The sequence below is a fragment of the Parviterribacter multiflagellatus genome, from assembly GCF_056863265.1.
This window is the reverse complement of the sequence record NZ_JBXPIZ010000006.1, coordinates 293,651-309,111: the sequence shown is the minus strand read 5'-3', so window position 1 is coordinate 309,111 and position 15,461 is coordinate 293,651. Positions and strand designations below refer to the sequence as shown.

Here is a 15,461-nt window from a genome sequence, read left to right as displayed (position 1 = left end):
TCGCGCGTCGCGCCACGAAGGCCCGGGACGTGATCCGCCGCGCGGCCTGGGACGCAAGCCCCGGCCACATCCCTCCACCTCCCCGAGGAGCACCCATGCCGCGCCTTCGTCCTCCGTCCCCCTCCATGGCCGTCGCGCTCGTCGCGCTGTCGGTCGCGCTAGGCGGCACGTCCTACGCCGCCGTCACGATCACGAGCGCCGACGTCCGCAACAACTCGCTCACCGGCAGCGACGTGCGCAACAGCTCGCTGACCGGCGCCGACGTCCGCAACCGGTCGCTCAGCGCGGCCGACTTCCGCACCGGGCAGCTGCCCGCCGGACCGCGTGGCGCGACCGGCGCGACGGGCCCGCAGGGCCCGAAGGGCGACCCCGGCCAAGCCGCGCCGCCCGCCCGCTGGGTCCTGGTCGACGCCACCGGCCGGATCGAGGCGCAGTCCGGCGGCTTCACCGTGCTCTCGGGCTACCAGGCCAACCCGCCCGGCGCCGCGGGGAACGTCTACATCGACGCCGGCGAGGACCTGAGCGACAACGGCGTCGTGGCCACGATGGCGCTGCAGAACCAGATCGACCAGAACGGCGACGCGGTCATGAACGGCCGCGCGCCGGGCGCCGACGCCAACCCGGAGTTCGCGGGCGAGATCTCCGCCAGCCGCTGCGCGATCCCCGGCGTCGTCACGTGCGCGCCTCCGGGCACCAACGCGTCGAGCGTCTTCGTGGTGAGCCCGCGCAACAGCGACGGCACCGTCACCGCGGACGGCACCCGCAAGCGCTTCTACGCGGCGATCACCGGCTGAGCGCGCGGGCGCGCTCGAAGACCGCGTCGATCATCGGCGGCGTGAGGACGCCCGTGAAGGTGTTCTGCTGCGACGGGTGGAAGCAGCCGAGCAGCGTCACGTCGCCGACGCGGGCGGCGCCCGTCACGGTCGCCTCGGCGCCGTGGGCGAACTTCGGCTTGGGCTTGGGGATCGTCGCGCCGTCGAGGGCGAGGACGCGCAGGGCGGCGTCCCACGCGAACGCGCCGAGGCAGAGCATCACCCGCACGTTCGGGAGCTCCTGCAGCTCAGGCACCGCCCAGCTCATGATGCAGGTGTCGCGCTCCTCCGGCGTCGGCTTGTTGGCCGGGGGCGCGCAGCGGACCGCGGCGGTGACCCACGCGTCGCGCAGCGCCAGGCCGTCGTCCCGGTGCTCCGACGTGGGCTGGTTGGCGAAGCCCGTGCGGTGCATCGACGAGAACAGGAAGTCGCCGCTGCGGTCGCCGGTGAAGACGCGGCCGGTGCGGTTCGCGCCGTGCGCGGCCGGCGCGAGGCCGAACACCACGACGCGCGCGGCCGGGTCCCCGAAGCCGGGGATCGGCCGGCCCCAGTAGTCCCAGTCGGCGAACGACGCGCGCTTGACGGCCGCGACCTCCTCCCGCCACGCCACCAGCCGCGGGCACCGGCGGCACCGCGTGACCTCCGCCTCCAGCCGGGCGAGCGCGGGCGGCGGCGCGGTGCTCACCGCGAGCCGGCCCAGAGCAGCCCGGTGACGAGCCGCTCGATCACCGGCTCGAGGTCCGCCGGGTCGGCCGGCTCCCCGTGGCGGAGCTGCCGCGAGGCCAGCTCCATGATCGCGCCGACGAGCGCGAACGCGTCCAGGAAGGACGCGAACTGCGGCGAGCCGAGCGCCTCGTGCGCCCGCGCGCCCTCCTGGATCAGCAGCTCGGCGAACGACTCGAGCACCTGGTCGCGGCGGGCGTTCGCGCGCGGGCCGGCGCCGATGATCTCGACCAGCAGCGTGCGCGCGTGGTCGGGGTACGCGACGAGCTCGGCGATGAACGCGTGGATGCCCGCGCGGATGCGCTCCTCGGCCGTGTCGCCCGCCGAGGTGCCGGCGATCACCGCCGCCTGGACCTGCGCGGAGGCGGCGTCGAACAGCGCGATGATGCACTCCTCCTTGTTGGCGAAGTGCTCGTAGAACGTGGCCTTCGACATGCCGGCCTCGCGGCTGATCGCCTCGGCGCTGGCCTCCGCGTAGCCGACGCGGGCGAAGATGGCCGCGGCGGCAGCGAAGAGCCGCGCGCGCTGGCGCTCGAGGCGGACTTCCAGGGGCGGCGCGTGACGGCCGCGGGGAACGGGCGGTGCAGGGTCCGGCATCTCGGCGTCCAGTCTAGGCGCGGTACTAAGCTGCCCAGCCGTATGCCACGCCTCTCGCTCGCCCTGATCCTCGCCGCCGCGGCGCTCGTCGCCGGCTGCACGTCGTCCGACTCCGCGAGCACGGACTTCGACGGCGAGCAGGAGAAGGTCGCGACCGTTGTCGACGACCTCGCCGACGCCGCCAGCGAGGACGACGGCCGCCGCGTCTGCCAGGCGCTCTTCGCCGCGTCGCTGCGCACGCAGTTCGGCGCCGACTGCCAGGCCAAGGTCGAGCAGGCGTTCGACGACACCGACTCGAACGACCTCGAGGCGCGCGACATCACCGTCACCGGCAACACCGCGAAGGCCGTCGTCGACACGGGTCGCGACGAGGAGGCGAAGGAGCGCCGGACCCTCGAGCTCGTGCGCGAGGGTCGCGACTGGCGCATCAGCTCGCTCGGCTAGGAGCCCAGCGAGCTCCCGTACTGGCGCTCGTAGTACGCGAGGTAGTCGCCGGAGCGGATCGGCTCCCACCAGTCCTTGCGCGTCTTGTACCACTCGACGGTCTGCGGGAGGCCCTCCTCGAAGCGGACCTGCGCCTCCCAGCCCAGCGCCCGCACCTTCTCGCTGCCGAGCGAGTAGCGGCGGTCGTGGCCCGGGCGGTCGGTGACGTACTCGATCAGCGACTCGTCAGCGCCCGTCAGCTCGATGATCCGCTGCACGACGTCGAGGTTGTACGTCTCGTCCGGCCCGCCGACGTTGTAGGCCTCCCCCGGCTTGCCGTGCTCCAGCACGTGGCCGATGCCGCGCGCGAAGTCCTCGACGTAGAGCCAGTTGCGGACCTGCTTGCCGTCGCCGTACACGGGGAGCTTGTCGCCGTGCAGGGCGTTGAGGATCATCAGCGGGATCAGCTTCTCGGGGTACTGGTACGGCCCGTAGTTGTTGGAGCCGCGGCAGATCAGCGTCTCCATCCCGTACGTCTCGTAGTACGAGCCGACGAGCAGGTCGGCGCCGGCCTTCGTGGCGCTGTAGGGCGACGACGGCGCGAGCGGCGACTCCTCGGTGAACGAGCCCTCCTCGATCGAGCCGTACACCTCGTCGGTCGAGACCTGCAGGTAGCGGACGCCGGCCTGACGCGCCTCCTCCAGCAGCACCCACGTGCCGACCGCGTGCGTGGTGACGAACGCGTCCGGCTCGGAGATCGAGCGGTCGACGTGCGTCTCCGCGGCGAAGTTCACGACCGCGTCGACGCCCTGGATCGCCTCGCGCACCGCGGCGGCGTCCTCGATCCCGGCGTGGACGAACTCGTGCTCGACGTCGGCGAGGTTCTCGCGCCGGCCGGCGTACGTGAGCTTGTCGAGCACGACGACCTCGTCGCCGTGATCGCGCACGCGGACGCGGACGAAGTTCGAGCCGATGAACCCGGCCCCTCCACAGACGAGCAGCTTCACGTGGTCACACGCTCCTTCAGATGTCCTGCGACGCCGTCCTGCCACGGCGGGAGCCGCAGGCCGTCGTCGCGTTCGGTGCCCAGCACGCTGTAGGCGGGGCGCGGGGCAGGTCGGGGGAACTCCTCCGTCGTCACGGCGCGCACGCGGACGTCGAGGTCGGCCTTGCTGAGCGCCTCGACCGCCAGCGCGTGCCAGGAGCACGCGCCGGAGTTCGTGCCGTGGAAGACGCCCGCGCCGCGGCGCTCGGCGAGCTCCACCAGCGCAGGCGCCAGGTGGCCGGTCCAGGTCGGCGAGCCGACCTGGTCGAACACCACGCTCAGCTCGTCGCGCTCGGCGCCGAGGGCGAGCATCGTGTCGACGAAGTTCTTGCCGCCGCGGCCGTAGAGCCACGCGGTGCGCACGACGGCGTGCTGCGGCGACGCGGCGAGCACCGCCTGCTCGCCCGCGAGCTTCGTGCGCCCGTAGGCGGTCTTGGGGCCGGTCGCGTCGGACTCGACGTACGGCTCGTCGCGGTCGTCGCCCGGGAAGACGTAGTCGGTCGAGACGTGCACGACGTACGGCGCGGCCGCGGCGAGGTTCGCGGCGGTGTCGCGGTTGATCCGCAGCGCCAGCTCCTCCTCGGCCTCGGCCTTGTCGACGTCGGTGAACGCGGCGCAGTTGATCGCGACGTCGGGCGCGAAGTCCGCGACGAACCGCTGCGTCGCGTCCGCGTCGGTGAGGTCGAGCTCCGGCAGGTCGGTCCCGCGCGCCTCGTGCCCGCGCGCGGCGGCCTCCTCGACCACGCGGTGGCCGAGCATGCCGTTCGCCCCGCAGACGAGGACGCGCATCAGAGGATCCCGATCTCGCTGTTGTCGCCCACCATGAAGCGGAACGCGCGAGGCTGCGAAACGGTGCGGCCGATCTTCACGTTGCGGCCGAGCAGCGACGACTCCATGCGGCCGTCGAGGCCCTTGACGGAGGAGCCCTCCAGGAGGATCGAGTGCTCGACCTCCGCGTTCTCCACGACGCAGCCCGGGCCGACCGCGGTGTACGGGCCGATGTAGCAGTCGACCAGGTGCGCGCCCTTGCCGATGACGGCCGGGCCGCGGACGGTGGAGCGCTCGAGCTTGGCGCCCTCCTCGATGACGACGCGCCCGTGCGTGGTCGAGTCGATCATCTCGCCGTCGGTGCGCGACTGGATGGTGTCGAGCACGAGCCGGTTGGCCTCGAGCATGTCGTCCAGCCGCCCGGTGTCCTTCCACCAGCCGCGGACGACGTGGGGCTCGACGCGCTGGTCGGAGTCGACCAGGTACTGGATCGCGTCGGTGATCTCCAGCTCGCCGCGCGGCGACGGCTCGATCGCGCGCGCCGCGTCGTGGATCGACGCGGTGAACATGTAGACGCCGCATAGCGCGAGGTTGGTCTTCGGCTCCTTGGGCTTCTCGACCAGACGCGTGACGCGGCCGTCGGTCAGCTCCGCGACGCCGTAGGACTGCGGGTCGTCGACCGGCGTGAGGAGGATCAGCGCGTCGGGCTCGTTCGTCTTGAACGCGTCGACGAGCTCGATCATCCCGCCCTGGAGCAGGTTGTCGCCGAGGTACATGACGAACGGGCTCTTGCCGAGGAACGGCTCGGCGGTCAGGACGGCGTGCGCGAGGCCGGCGGGCTCGTCCTGGAGGATGTACGTGATCTTCACGCCGAAGTCCGAGCCGTCGCCCGTGACCTGCTTGATCTCCTCGCCCGTCTCGGGCGCGATGATGATCCCGATCTCCTCGATCCCCGCGGCGGCCATCGCCTCGATGCCGAAGAACAGCACCGGCTTGTTCGCCACCGGGACGAGCTGCTTGGCGCTGGTGTAGGTGATCGGGCGCAGCCGCGTGCCGCGGCCGCCCGACAGGATGAGGCCCTTGAGCGGTTCCATCGGTTGCCGGAGGCTAGCGAGCGTCAGTAGACGCCGGCCGCGAGCTTGCGGTGATCCCACGTCGCACGGCCCTGCTCGACGAAGCGCAGGCCGACGCGCTTGGCCGCCTGCTTGCGGATGCCGTCGACGAACGCGTCGGGCAGGTCGCCCTCCGGCAGGCCCGGGGTGTAGCGGCGCAGGATCTCGGTGCCCAGCGCGGTGACGGGCTCCAGGTCGCGGACCAGCTCGACCTCGGTCTTGAGCATCACGCCGCGCAGCTCCTGGTACTGCGCGCCCGCCTCGACCTGCACCGTCGCGCGCGGGTCGCGCTCGAGGTTCTTGACCTTCTGCGACTTGGCGAACGTCCACGCCCAGAGCTCGCCGTCGCGGACGACGTACCAGAGCGGCATGAGGTGGGGGAACCCGTCGCGGCCGTTGGTCGCGCAGACGAGCGTCCTCTGCTCGGCGAGGAAGGCCTGCACCTCGCCGTCCGACATCGTGATCTGGTCGCGGCGGCTCATGGCCGCGGCACGCTAGCGCTCAGCGGGTCGCGGCGGGCGCGCGGAGGCGCTCGACGGCGGTGCGGACGGCGTCGCGCGCCTCGGCCGGCTCCAGCACCGCGGCGTCGCCGGCCAGCTTGAGGATCTGGCTGACCAGGTAGTCGGTGCCCTTGTAGGGCAGCTCGACGACGAGCGCGCCGTCCTCCAGCTCCTGCGCGACGCGGCGCTCCTCGCCCTCCCACCGGGCCCGCTCGGGCGAGACCCACACGCGCGCGGTGCGGGACGCCTCGACCTCGCCGGTGCGCGGCCAGCCGTCGACCATCGCGGCCGGGTCGACCTGCGGGCGCGGCGTGAAGGTCTCGTCGGTCACGTCGGCGGTCTTGATCCGGTCGAGGCGGAACGAGCGCAGCGCGTCCTTGGACGGGTCGAACGCCGCGACGTACCAGCCCTCGCGGCCGTTCATCAGCGCGTACGGCTCGACCAGCCGCGTCGAGAACTCGTCGGCGTTCTGCTTGTAGTACTCGAGCCGGATCAGCCGGCGCTCGGCGATGCCCTCGCTGATCGTGCGCGCGATGCCGGAGTCGTCCGCGGTGGAGCCGGCGATGTGGAGCTGCTCGCGCGGGTCCTCGCCGCCGAGCGCGGCCACGACCTTCTCGCGGGCGGACGTCAGCGCGCCGGACGGCAGGTGCTCGCCGATGAGGTCGATCGCGGCGACGAGCGCCTTGGCCTCGACGGGCAGCAGCCGCGCGGGGCGCGCGAAGTTGTCGGCGTACGGCTCGGGGTCGACCTCGATCGTCCCGTCGTCGAGCAGCTCGGCGTAGAGCACGTAGGTGCCGCCGCCGAACGAGACGACGTTGAGGACGGCGATGTCCTCCTGCAGCTCGCTGCGGGTGACGTTGAGCGCCTGGCGGACATCGGCTTCCCGCAGGTCCTCCCCGCGCCGGCCGGCGTCGATGAGGATCGTCGCGAGCGTGACCAGGCGCGCGAAGCGCTCGGGGCGGATCGACGCCTCGCGGCGGGTGGAGCCGGACTCGCCGGCGGCGTCCTCGTCCTCCTCGGGCCGGGGCCGGGCGGGCGCCAGGTCGGGGCCGTCGGTGTGGAGCGCGAGGAGCTTGTCCACGCGGGCGGAGATCTCGTCGGCGAGGGCCTGCGGGGCGAGCACGCGCGCGTTCTCCCGCAGGCCGAGGACGAACGAGCAGAGCTGGCGCGCGTCCGCGTAGGGCGTGGCGAGCACGACGCCGTCGTCGGCGGGGCGCAGCTCGCCGAAGCGGCCGTAGTGACGCTCGACCTGCCACGCGATGCGGTCCGAGACCCAGACCTCGGCGGTGTCGACCGGGTCGCCGAACTGCCACTCGGCGCGTCCGGAGTAGGCGCGCGGGTCGAAGTCGGCCGGGCGCTTGAAGTCGTGCTCCGCCTTCGTGGCGTACGCGACCTTGCCGCGCATGCGGCTGAGGCGGAAGACGCGGATGTCCTCGCGCTCGTGCGAGCGGCCCACGAGGTAGAACTGGCCGCCCTGGAAGAGCAGGTGGTACGGATCGACCTTGCGCGGCTCGGTCGCGTCCCGCTGCATCGTGTAGTAGTCGAACGTGATCGTCTTGTGGCGGAAGATCGCGGTCTCGACCTTCGCCAGACGCTGGCTGAGCTCGTGCCCGCCCGCCGACGCCGTGATGCCGAGCGCGACGCCCTGGCTGTCGGGCGACTGCAGCGGGCTCGGACGGCCCCACGAGATCTGCTGGAGCGCCAGCCGGAGTGGCTCGGCGTAGGCGAACTCGCCGTCGAGCAGGCCGAGCGCGGTGTGGAGCGCGGCCAGCTCCTCGTCGCTGAAGGCCACCGGCGGGAGATGGAAGTTCTCCGGGCGCAGGGAGTACGTCTCCTGCTCGCCGCCCGCGTCCAGGGGCTTGTCCACCGTCAGCTGGATGCCGAGCGACTCGAGCTCCGCGCGGTCGGCGTAGAAGCGCCGGGCGAAGGCGTCCTCGTTCATGCCGCTGTAGCCCTCCACGTCCCGCCGGATCTCCAGCGCCGTGACCGGCCGCCGCTCCGCCATGAGGTACGAGATGAGGGAGAGCTGCCGGATGAGCTTCTCGGTGTCCTTCGCCATGCGCGCACCAACGATAGATCGCGCGGAGATCGTCCAACGACCGTCCAATGCACCTCCGCGCCGCTCTTTGCGGATTTCGGCGGGAGTAATGTTCCGCCGCGTGACGAAGCTGGCGGTTGTCGACGACCACGAGGCGCTGCGGGGTGGCCTCGAGGTGATGCTGACGCAGGCGGGGCACGAGGTCGTCGGCGCGGCCGGCAATCTCGCTGCTGCGCTGGACCTCGTGGAGCACGCCGACCCCGAGGTCGCGCTCGTCGACATCCGGCTGCCCGACGGCAGCGGGATCGATCTCACACGGCAGCTGCTGGCGCGGCGCCCGGATCTCGCGATCGTGCTGTACACGGGCGACGCCGACGCGGAGCTGCTCTACGAGGGGTTGGATTCCGGCGCCCGCGGCTACGCGCTGAAGGCGGGGTCGATGGAGGAGCTGCTGGCGGCCATCCGCCAGGTCGCGGCCGGCGGCTCGTACGTCGATCCCCGGCTGGACCGGATCCTCCTGTCGCCGCGGGCGACGGCGCGGGTGCCGCAGCTGTCCCCGCGCGAGCGGGAGATCATCGCGCTGATGGCCGAGGGCCACACCGCCGAGCAGATCGGCAGCGAGATCACGGTGAGCGTCGAGACGGTCCGCACCCACGTGCGGAACGTGATCCGCAAGCTCCAGGCGCGCAACCGCGTCCACGCGATCGCCATCGCGCTGGAGCGCGGCGAGATCCAGCTCGAGCAGCAGAACTCGCATGGCTGACGCGGCGCTCCGCGCGCTCGTCCACGACCTCCGCTCCCCGCTGGCGATCATCGACGGCTTCGCGGCGCTCCTCGCCAAGGACGAGGGCGCGCTCAGCCCCGAGCAGCGCGCGGACTACGCCCGCCGCATCCGCGACGCGGCGACCGAGATGCGCCGCGCGCTCGACACCGCCGCGTCCTAGCCGCCGGCGGCGGCCGCGAACCGGTCCGCGAGCTCGCGCAAGCGCTCGCGCAGCTCCGCCGGGCCGTCGACGGTGAACGGGACGCCCGCGATCGCGACCCGCAACGCGAGCCAATCGAGGTCGTCGTCGCCGAGCCGCGCGGTGCACCGGTCGTCGCCGAGCGGGTCGATCGGCGGGAAGTCGCGCGGGACCCGGGCGCGCACGACCTCGGCGGACGCCGCGTAGGTGACCGTGGTCTCCCAGCGCGCGCCGTACTCACGCAGGCCGCGGTGGACGAACGCGGCGGGATCCCGGCCCGGGACCACGCGGGGCGTGAACCGGGCACCCGCCGCGATGCCGTCGATCCGGTCGACGCGGAAGGTCCGCCAGCCGCCGCGCTCCGGATCGAAGGCGACCAGGTACCACCGCCGGCCCACGCTCACCAGCGCGTGCGGCTCGACCGCCCGCCGCGTCCGGGTCCCGTCGCGGCCGCGGTAGGCGAAGCGCACCCGCTCGTGGTCGCGGGCCGCGGCGGCGAGCGTGCTGAGCGCCTGGGGATCGACGGTGAAGCCCCCGCGCGCCGAGAGCACCGACGTCGCCGCTCCGAGCGCCTGCACGCGGCGCCGCAGGTGGGCGGGCAGGACCTGCTCGAGCTTGACGAGGGCGCGCAGCGCGGTCTCCTCGATGCCGGCGACCGCGGAGCCGGCGGCGGTGCGCAGCCCGACCGCAATCGCGATCGCCTCCTCGTCGTCGAGCAGCAGCGGCGGCATCGCGGTGCCGGCGCGCAGCGCGTAGCCGCCGCCCGGGCCGCTGAGCGAGGCGATCGGGTAGCCGAGCGCGCGCAGTCGCTCGACGTCGCGCCGGACCGTGCGCGGCGTCACCTCGAGCCGCTCGGCCAGCTCCGGCCCGGGCCAGTCGCGGCGGCTCTGGAGGAGGGCGAGGAGCGCGAGGAGGCGGCTCGCGGTGCCGGTGTCGGAGGACGTGCTCATCGGTCGCCGAGCATCTTGCCGATCGAGGACAGATCCTGTCCTCGACCTCGCCCAGGCTGCTCGGCATGACTCTGAACACCGTCACCCACCTGAACTTCCGTGGCGACGCCCGCGAGGCGCTCTCGTTCTACCGCTCCGTCTTCGGCGGCGAGCTCGCCGTCGTGAGCTACGCGGACGCCCACGCGGTCACCGACCCGGCCGAGGCCGACCAGGTGATGTGGGGACAGGTCGCGGCGGACAGCGGCTTCCGCGTGATGGCCTACGACGTCCCCGGTCACCTGCCGCTCGACCGCGGGGAGAACGCGTTCTTCGTCTCCGTCCGCGGCGAGGACGCCGACGAGATCGCGGCGCTGTGGGAGAAGCTCGCCGTCGGCGCCGAGGTGCTCCAGCCGCTGACGCCCGCGCAGTGGGCGCCGCTCTACGGGATGCTGCGCGACCGCTTCGGCGTCGTGTGGGTGCTCGACGTGGCCGTCGCCTACACCGGCTAGGCCGCCGCGCGGACGGCGTCGGCGCGGGAGGCGAAGTACGCGCCGCCGCCGAGGACGCGGTCGAAGGCCGACCAGCAGGCGCCGTCGGGCAGCTCGCGCTCGAGGCGGTCGAACGAGCCGAGCCGGCCGCCGAGGTTGTCGAGGAAGTGGACGAGCGTCGCCTCGCGCGTGCAGGGGACGACGGGAGAGCCGTGCTCGAGCGTGCCGTGGTGGCTGAGGACGATGTGGGTGATCGCGGCGGCGAGGTCGGCGGGGAAGCCGGGGATGCGCTCGATCTCGCTGCGGACGAGGAAGTAGCCGAGCGGGATGTGGCCGTGCAGGCGGCCCGCGTCCGTCATCTCGATCGCGTCCGCGGCCGCGTCGGTGTACGCCTCGAGCTTGCCGATGTCGTGCAGCAGCGCGCCGGTGATCGCGACGTCGCGGTCCAGACCCGGGAACGTGGCCGACAGCCCGCTCACCGCCTGCGCGACGCTCAGCGAGTGCTCCAGCAGGCCGTGGCGGTAGGCCTGGTGGAAGCGCTTGGCCGCCGGCGCGTCGCGGTAGCGCGGCCACAGCTCGGCGTCCGGCCCGAGGATGCGGTCGAGCAGCTCGGCCAAGTGCGGATCGCGCACCGTCGCCACGAGATCGCGCAGGTCGGACTCCATCTGCTCGGCCGAGCGAGGGGGTCCGGGGGCGACGTCGGGCATGGACGGGACGCTAGAGCCGGCGGCGGACGAAACCGTGCCGCTTGCGGGGGAAAGTTCGCTAGCACACGCACCGGTCCGACCGACCGGGAACAATCCGCCGCGCATGGAGCCGACGATCCGCCCCGCGACCGCCGCCGACCTGCCGCAGGCGCAGGCGACGCTCGCCGCCGCGTACGACGGGCAGGCGTGGACGCGGTGGGTGGTCGACCCCGACGACCACGAGCGGCGGCTCGCCGAGCTGTACGCGATCTACCTGCGCGTCGCGCTCGAGCTGGGCGCCGTCCACGTCGCGGACGACGGCTGCGCGGTCGCGGCCTGGACGTGGAGCGGCGCGGAGCGCCAACAGGCCGAGCTGCTCGCCCGCGAGGGCCTCGACGCGCGGGTGGCGGAGCTGAGCGGCGCGCGGATCGAGAACCTCGGCCACGCGGCCCGCCTGCTCACCCCGCACGCGCTGGAGGCCGAGCACTGGACGCTCGCGGCGATCGGCGTCGCGCCGCCGCGTCAGCGCCAGGGTCTCGGCACGCGCCTGCTGCAGCCCATGCTCGACCGGCTCGACGAGCAGGGCCAGATCGCCGACCTGGAGACCTCGACGCCCGACAACGTCCGCCTCTACGAGCGGGTCGGGTTCGTCGTCCGCGCCGAGGTCGACATGCCCGGCGACGGGCCGCGCGTCTGGCTGATGACGCGTCAGCCGCGGTAGAAGTCGATCGCCCGGTCGGCGAGCAGGCGCACCTGGCGCTCGTTGCCGATCGAGTTCACGAGGATCGCGAAGCCGGGGATCGCCCGGCCCGCCAGCCGCGACGCGCCGCGCTTGAGCGCCATCTGCGTGAGCTTCGAGGTCAGCGTCGCCTCGTCGCGCGAGCTGATCGCCTTCATCACCGCCGCCTCGGCCATCGTCTTCCCCGCGCCGTCGAGCGCCTCGCGCGCCTCGACCGGGTTCGGGTACAGCTCGTACAGCGTCAGCAGCTCCGCCGGCCGCATCGGGTCGAGCGGGTCGTAGCCGTACGCGCCGGCGATGAAGAACACCATCCGCGACTGGATCCAGATCGCGGCCGCCATGTCCGGGAGCATCGTCAGCGCGCCGCCGATGCCGGTGATGCCGCCGCTCACCCGCGCGTAGCGGGCGTGTGCGCGCCTGGCCCGCTTGGCGAGCTTGTCCGGTGACGGCCGCGCCCCCTGCTGCTGCAGCCAGTCCCGCGCCGCCGGCCCGTGCTTCTCGGACGCCGCGAGCGCGATGATCTCGGGCGCGCGGACCGGGTCCGCCTGGATCCGGCGCAGGAGCGCGGTCGGGAGCTGGAGCCGCCCGGCCCCCAGGCCCGTGTCGTCCGTCGCGTCGGTGTCGGTCTCGGTGGCCATCGCACCACAGGATGGCGGAACGCGACTGGTGTCCAGCGGGACGGGTACGGTCCGTTTGAGAGATGCAGCCGCTGTTGGAGCATCGGGTCGAGCTCGCCGGCTTCGCGACACGCGCCCTCGAGCTGGAGGGCGACGGGACGCCGATCGTGCTCCTGCACGGGTACGGCGACAGCGCCGACACGTGGCGCCGCGTGCTCGACCGGCTCGCGCGGCAGGACCGGCGCGCGCTGGCGATCGACCTGCCCGGGTTCGGGACCGCGGACCCGCTCCGGCCCGAGGGCTCGATGCTCGAGCAGCTCGGCGCCGCCGCACGCGCCGCGGTCGAGTACGTCCTCGACCAGGCGGGCGGCGCGCAGGACACCGCGATCCTGGCCGGCAACTCGCTCGGCGGCACGGTCACGCTGCGCGCCGCGGAGGACCCGACCGCGCCGATCGCCGGCATCGTCCCGATCGCGCCCGCCGGGCTCGACATGCCGCGCTGGTTCAGCGTCATCGAGCGCGAGCCGCTGATCCGCCTCGTCCTCGCCTCGCCCGTCCCGGTGCCCGAGGCGGTCCTGCGTGCCGCGGTCGGCGAGGTGTACCGCCAGCTCGCGTTCGCCAAGCCCCGCGCCGCCGCCGCGGAGGTCGTCCGCGCGTTCACCGACCACCACGCGTCCAAGGCGTCGGTCAAGCGCATCCTCGACAACGGCCGCCGCCTCCTCCCCGAGCTCGACGACGCCTTCAGGCTGGAGCAGATCGACTGCCCCGTGCTGCTCGTCTGGGGCGAGCGCGACCGCATGGTGACCCACCGCGGCGCCCAGGTCATCACGGACGCGCTGCCCGACACGACGTACGAGCTGCTGCCCGGCATTGGCCACTGCCCGCAGATCGAGGCGGCCGACCGCGTCGCCGGCCTCCTGCTCGACTTCGCGGCGCGCCCTTCACAGAAGGTGGCCTGATCGGAGAGACTCCGCTCCGTGGCCACGCTGGCAGAGAGGCTGGCGGCCCGCGATGCGGAGCGCTTCGTCGGGCGTGAGAGGGAGCTCGCCTTCTTCGACGGGCTGCTCGTGGACGACCCGCCGGCCAACGTCGTGCTCCTCCACGGCCCCGGCGGCATCGGCAAGTCGACGCTGCTGCGCGAGGTCTCGCGGCGGGCGCGGTCGCGCGGCTGGCGGCCCCGGGTGGTCGAGGGACGCGAGCTCGCGCCGGCCCCGGGCGAGCTGGAGCGCGCGCTGGACGGCGTCGGCGGCGAGGCGCGGCCGCTCGTCCTGTTCGACACCTACGAGCGGATGACCGCGGTCGGCGGGTGGCTCAGGCAGCGCCTCCTGCCGTCGCTGCCGTCCGCGTCGCTCGTCGTGCTGAGCGGCCGCCGCAAGCCCGAGCCCGAGTGGTTCCAGGGCGGGTGGGAGCGGCTGGTCGTCGAGCTGGAGCTGCGCCCGTTCGGCACCGCGGAGGCCCGCCGGATGGCGGCGCTGCACGGCGTCACCGACGAGCAGGCGGTGCAGCAGCTCGTCGAGTGGTCGGAGGGCTCGCCGCTCGCGCTGGAGCTGGGCGCGAGCGCGGCGGCCGACGGCGGCTGGCGGCCCGAGTGGCTGGAGGGGCGGCCGGACCTCGTGCAGGCGCTGCTGCGGCGGATCGGCAGCGAGGAGCTGGAGGCCGGCGACCTCGAGGTGCTCGCGGTCGCGGCGATCGCGCGGTCGGTCAACGCGCGGCTCCTGCGCTCCGTGCTCCCCGAGGTCGACGCGGAGGAGGGCGAGGCGTGGCTGCGCGACCGGTCGTTCACCGAGCGCGTGGGCGACGGCGTGGCGCTCCACGACCTGGTGCGCAAGGCGCTGCGGGCCGACCTCAAGCGGCGCCGGCCCGAGCACGAGCGTGAGCTGCGCCGGCGGCTGGCCGACCACTTCTACGTGCGCGCGGTGCGCGGCGAGACGCGCCTGCTCTCCGACCTCGCCGACCTGCAGGAGAACCCGGCGCTGCGCTGGGGGATGGGCGCGGAGGGCTCGATCCGCCACCGGGTCGACCAGCTCCACCCCGACGACGACCTGCCCGCGCTGCTGCCGCTGATCCGCCGCCGCGCGCCGGACGTCAGCGACGCCTCGATGGCCGAGTGGTGGGCCTCGACCGAGAAGCTGCTGCGCGCCGCGCCCGAGCGTGCCGTCGTGGTCCGCGACGCCGAGGACGCGCTGTGCGGGCTGGCCTTCGCGGTGACGCCGTTCAGCGCGCCGCCGGCCGCCGAGGAGGACCCGATGCTCGGCGCGTGGATCGCCCACGCCCGTGCGCACTCGCCGCACGGGCAGGCGCTCGTGTGGCGCGACTCGCTCGACCTGACGACGCCGCGCGAGGGCGACCTCGGCTCCCCGATCATCCCGCTGATGAACACCGCGGCGGTGCTGCGCTCGGGACTGGGGAACCCGCGCTGGTCGTACCTGCCGATCGACCCGGGCAACGACGCGGCGGTGGCGTTCGCGCGGATGTCGGGCTCCCAGCACGTGGCGGAGCTCGACATCACCGGCTATGAGCGGACGGTCGAGTGCTGGATCCTCGACCATGGGCGGACCGGGATGCTCGGCGGGCTGCGGGCGGCGATCTACGGCGAGGTCGGGCTCCCGATGCCGCCCGACGACCCGGACCTCGCGCTCGTGCCGGGTGCCGACGCGGCCGGCGTGGGCGCCCCGGAGCCGGAGTTGGCGCGCACCATCAACGCCGACGACGTGCGCGACGCGCTGCGCAACCTCGACCAGCCGCTGGAGCTGTCGGCGTCGCCGCTGGCCCGCGGCTCGACGCCCGACGAGCGCGCCGCGTCGGTGCGGGCGGCGCTGGAGGAGGCGGTCGCGGGCGCGTTCGGCGACGGGCCGGACGAGCAGCTGCTGCGGGACGCGCTCAAGCGCGGCTACCTCGACGCCGCGGGGTCGCACGAGGCGGCGTGGTGGGACCTGCACCTCTCCCGCGCGACGTACTTCCGCAAGCTGCGGACGGCGAGCGCGCGGGTGGCCGAGTGGCTGCTCGCCCACCCGCGCTGACG

The 15,461-nt window shown here is 73.8% G+C and carries 18 protein-coding genes; 8 read left to right on the top strand and 10 right to left on the bottom strand.

The annotated features are described in order from the left end of the window. The first annotated feature begins 125 nt into the window (after positions 1–125). Positions 126–794 (top strand): hypothetical protein, encoded by a 669-nt coding sequence (locus AC1UE5_RS15050; RefSeq protein WP_482924867.1) that lies wholly within the window; start codon positions 126–128, stop codon positions 792–794. Here the strand turns inward: AC1UE5_RS15050 and AC1UE5_RS15045 are convergent. Beyond that, on the bottom strand, positions 784–1,497 hold the full coding sequence (locus tag AC1UE5_RS15045) for a uracil-DNA glycosylase (RefSeq protein ID WP_482924865.1): 714 nt from the start codon (positions 1,495–1,497) through the stop codon (positions 784–786). The genes AC1UE5_RS15050 and AC1UE5_RS15045 overlap by 11 nt on opposite strands. Beyond that, positions 1,494–2,132: a TetR/AcrR family transcriptional regulator gene (locus tag AC1UE5_RS15040; RefSeq protein ID WP_482924863.1), complete on the bottom strand. Its 639-nt coding sequence runs from the start codon at positions 2,130–2,132 to the stop codon at positions 1,494–1,496. Before AC1UE5_RS15040 ends, AC1UE5_RS15045 begins: the two co-directional genes overlap by 4 nt. 42 nt (positions 2,133–2,174) lie before the next feature. Here AC1UE5_RS15040 and AC1UE5_RS15035 point away from each other — a divergent pair, with 42 nt between their 5' ends. After that, complete coding sequence (locus tag AC1UE5_RS15035; protein ID WP_482924861.1) at positions 2,175–2,576, top strand: nuclear transport factor 2 family protein; 402 nt, start codon at positions 2,175–2,177, stop codon at positions 2,574–2,576. Here the strand turns inward: AC1UE5_RS15035 and rfbB are convergent. From rfbB to AC1UE5_RS15010, 5 genes are read right to left on the bottom strand one after another with little or no spacing between them, the layout of a single operon-like run. Next, entirely contained in the window at positions 2,573–3,562 is a 990-nt protein-coding gene (gene rfbB, locus AC1UE5_RS15030) for a dTDP-glucose 4,6-dehydratase (protein ID WP_482924859.1), read from the bottom strand. The two genes, AC1UE5_RS15035 and rfbB, sit on opposite strands and share 4 nt — an antisense overlap. Continuing rightward, the gene (gene rfbD, locus AC1UE5_RS15025; protein ID WP_482924857.1) at positions 3,559–4,389 is read right to left on the bottom strand and encodes a dTDP-4-dehydrorhamnose reductase; all 831 of its coding nucleotides are present in this window, start codon (positions 4,387–4,389) and stop codon (positions 3,559–3,561) included. Before rfbD ends, rfbB begins: the two co-directional genes overlap by 4 nt. After that, positions 4,389–5,462: a glucose-1-phosphate thymidylyltransferase gene (locus tag AC1UE5_RS15020; RefSeq protein WP_482924855.1), complete on the bottom strand. Its 1,074-nt coding sequence runs from the start codon at positions 5,460–5,462 to the stop codon at positions 4,389–4,391. Before AC1UE5_RS15020 ends, rfbD begins: the two co-directional genes overlap by 1 nt. Positions 5,463–5,485: 23 nt before the next feature. Then, entirely contained in the window at positions 5,486–5,962 is a 477-nt protein-coding gene (locus AC1UE5_RS15015) for a pyridoxamine 5'-phosphate oxidase family protein (protein WP_482924853.1), read from the bottom strand. Positions 5,963–5,981: 19 nt separating this feature from the next. Continuing rightward, positions 5,982–8,039, bottom strand: coding sequence for a helix-turn-helix transcriptional regulator (locus tag AC1UE5_RS15010; RefSeq protein ID WP_482924850.1), 2,058 nt, complete (start codon positions 8,037–8,039; stop codon positions 5,982–5,984). A gap of 100 nt (positions 8,040–8,139) precedes the next feature. Here AC1UE5_RS15010 and AC1UE5_RS15005 point away from each other — a divergent pair, with 100 nt between their 5' ends. Both AC1UE5_RS15005 and AC1UE5_RS15000 read left to right on the top strand, forming a co-directional pair. Then, positions 8,140–8,781, top strand: a complete 642-nt coding sequence (locus AC1UE5_RS15005) for a response regulator (protein ID WP_482924848.1) — start codon at positions 8,140–8,142, stop codon at positions 8,779–8,781. After that, positions 8,774–8,962: a histidine kinase dimerization/phospho-acceptor domain-containing protein gene (locus AC1UE5_RS15000; protein WP_482924845.1), complete on the top strand. Its 189-nt coding sequence runs from the start codon at positions 8,774–8,776 to the stop codon at positions 8,960–8,962. The genes AC1UE5_RS15005 and AC1UE5_RS15000 overlap by 8 nt, the downstream gene beginning before the upstream one ends. Here the strand turns inward: AC1UE5_RS15000 and AC1UE5_RS14995 are convergent. Beyond that, on the bottom strand, positions 8,959–9,930 hold the full coding sequence (locus AC1UE5_RS14995; RefSeq protein WP_482924843.1) for a helix-turn-helix transcriptional regulator: 972 nt from the start codon (positions 9,928–9,930) through the stop codon (positions 8,959–8,961). The genes AC1UE5_RS15000 and AC1UE5_RS14995 overlap by 4 nt on opposite strands. Before the next feature lie 65 nt (positions 9,931–9,995). Between AC1UE5_RS14995 and AC1UE5_RS14990 the strand changes: the two genes are divergently transcribed. Continuing rightward, the gene (locus AC1UE5_RS14990; protein WP_482924841.1) at positions 9,996–10,418 is read left to right on the top strand and encodes a VOC family protein; all 423 of its coding nucleotides are present in this window, start codon (positions 9,996–9,998) and stop codon (positions 10,416–10,418) included. Here AC1UE5_RS14990 and AC1UE5_RS14985 read toward each other — a convergent pair. Further along, positions 10,415–11,104, bottom strand: coding sequence for a 3'-5' exoribonuclease YhaM family protein (locus AC1UE5_RS14985; protein WP_482924838.1), 690 nt, complete (start codon positions 11,102–11,104; stop codon positions 10,415–10,417). The two genes, AC1UE5_RS14990 and AC1UE5_RS14985, sit on opposite strands and share 4 nt — an antisense overlap. Positions 11,105–11,207: 103 nt before the next feature. Here AC1UE5_RS14985 and AC1UE5_RS14980 point away from each other — a divergent pair, with 103 nt between their 5' ends. Further along, positions 11,208–11,804 carry a GNAT family N-acetyltransferase gene (locus tag AC1UE5_RS14980; protein ID WP_482924836.1) on the top strand — a complete coding sequence of 199 codons (597 nt, stop codon included), beginning with the start codon at positions 11,208–11,210 and terminating at the stop codon, positions 11,802–11,804. Here AC1UE5_RS14980 and AC1UE5_RS14975 read toward each other — a convergent pair. Continuing rightward, a complete protein-coding gene (locus tag AC1UE5_RS14975; RefSeq protein ID WP_482924833.1) occupies positions 11,792–12,460 on the bottom strand; it encodes an EcsC family protein in 669 nt (222 codons plus the stop codon). The two genes, AC1UE5_RS14980 and AC1UE5_RS14975, sit on opposite strands and share 13 nt — an antisense overlap. Positions 12,461–12,522: 62 nt before the next feature. Between AC1UE5_RS14975 and AC1UE5_RS14970 the strand changes: the two genes are divergently transcribed. Continuing rightward, entirely contained in the window at positions 12,523–13,398 is an 876-nt protein-coding gene (locus tag AC1UE5_RS14970; RefSeq protein WP_482924831.1) for an alpha/beta fold hydrolase, read from the top strand. A gap of 18 nt (positions 13,399–13,416) precedes the next feature. Continuing rightward, positions 13,417–15,459, top strand: coding sequence for an AAA family ATPase (locus tag AC1UE5_RS14965; protein WP_482924828.1), 2,043 nt, complete (start codon positions 13,417–13,419; stop codon positions 15,457–15,459). The last annotated feature ends 2 nt before the right edge of the window (positions 15,460–15,461 follow it).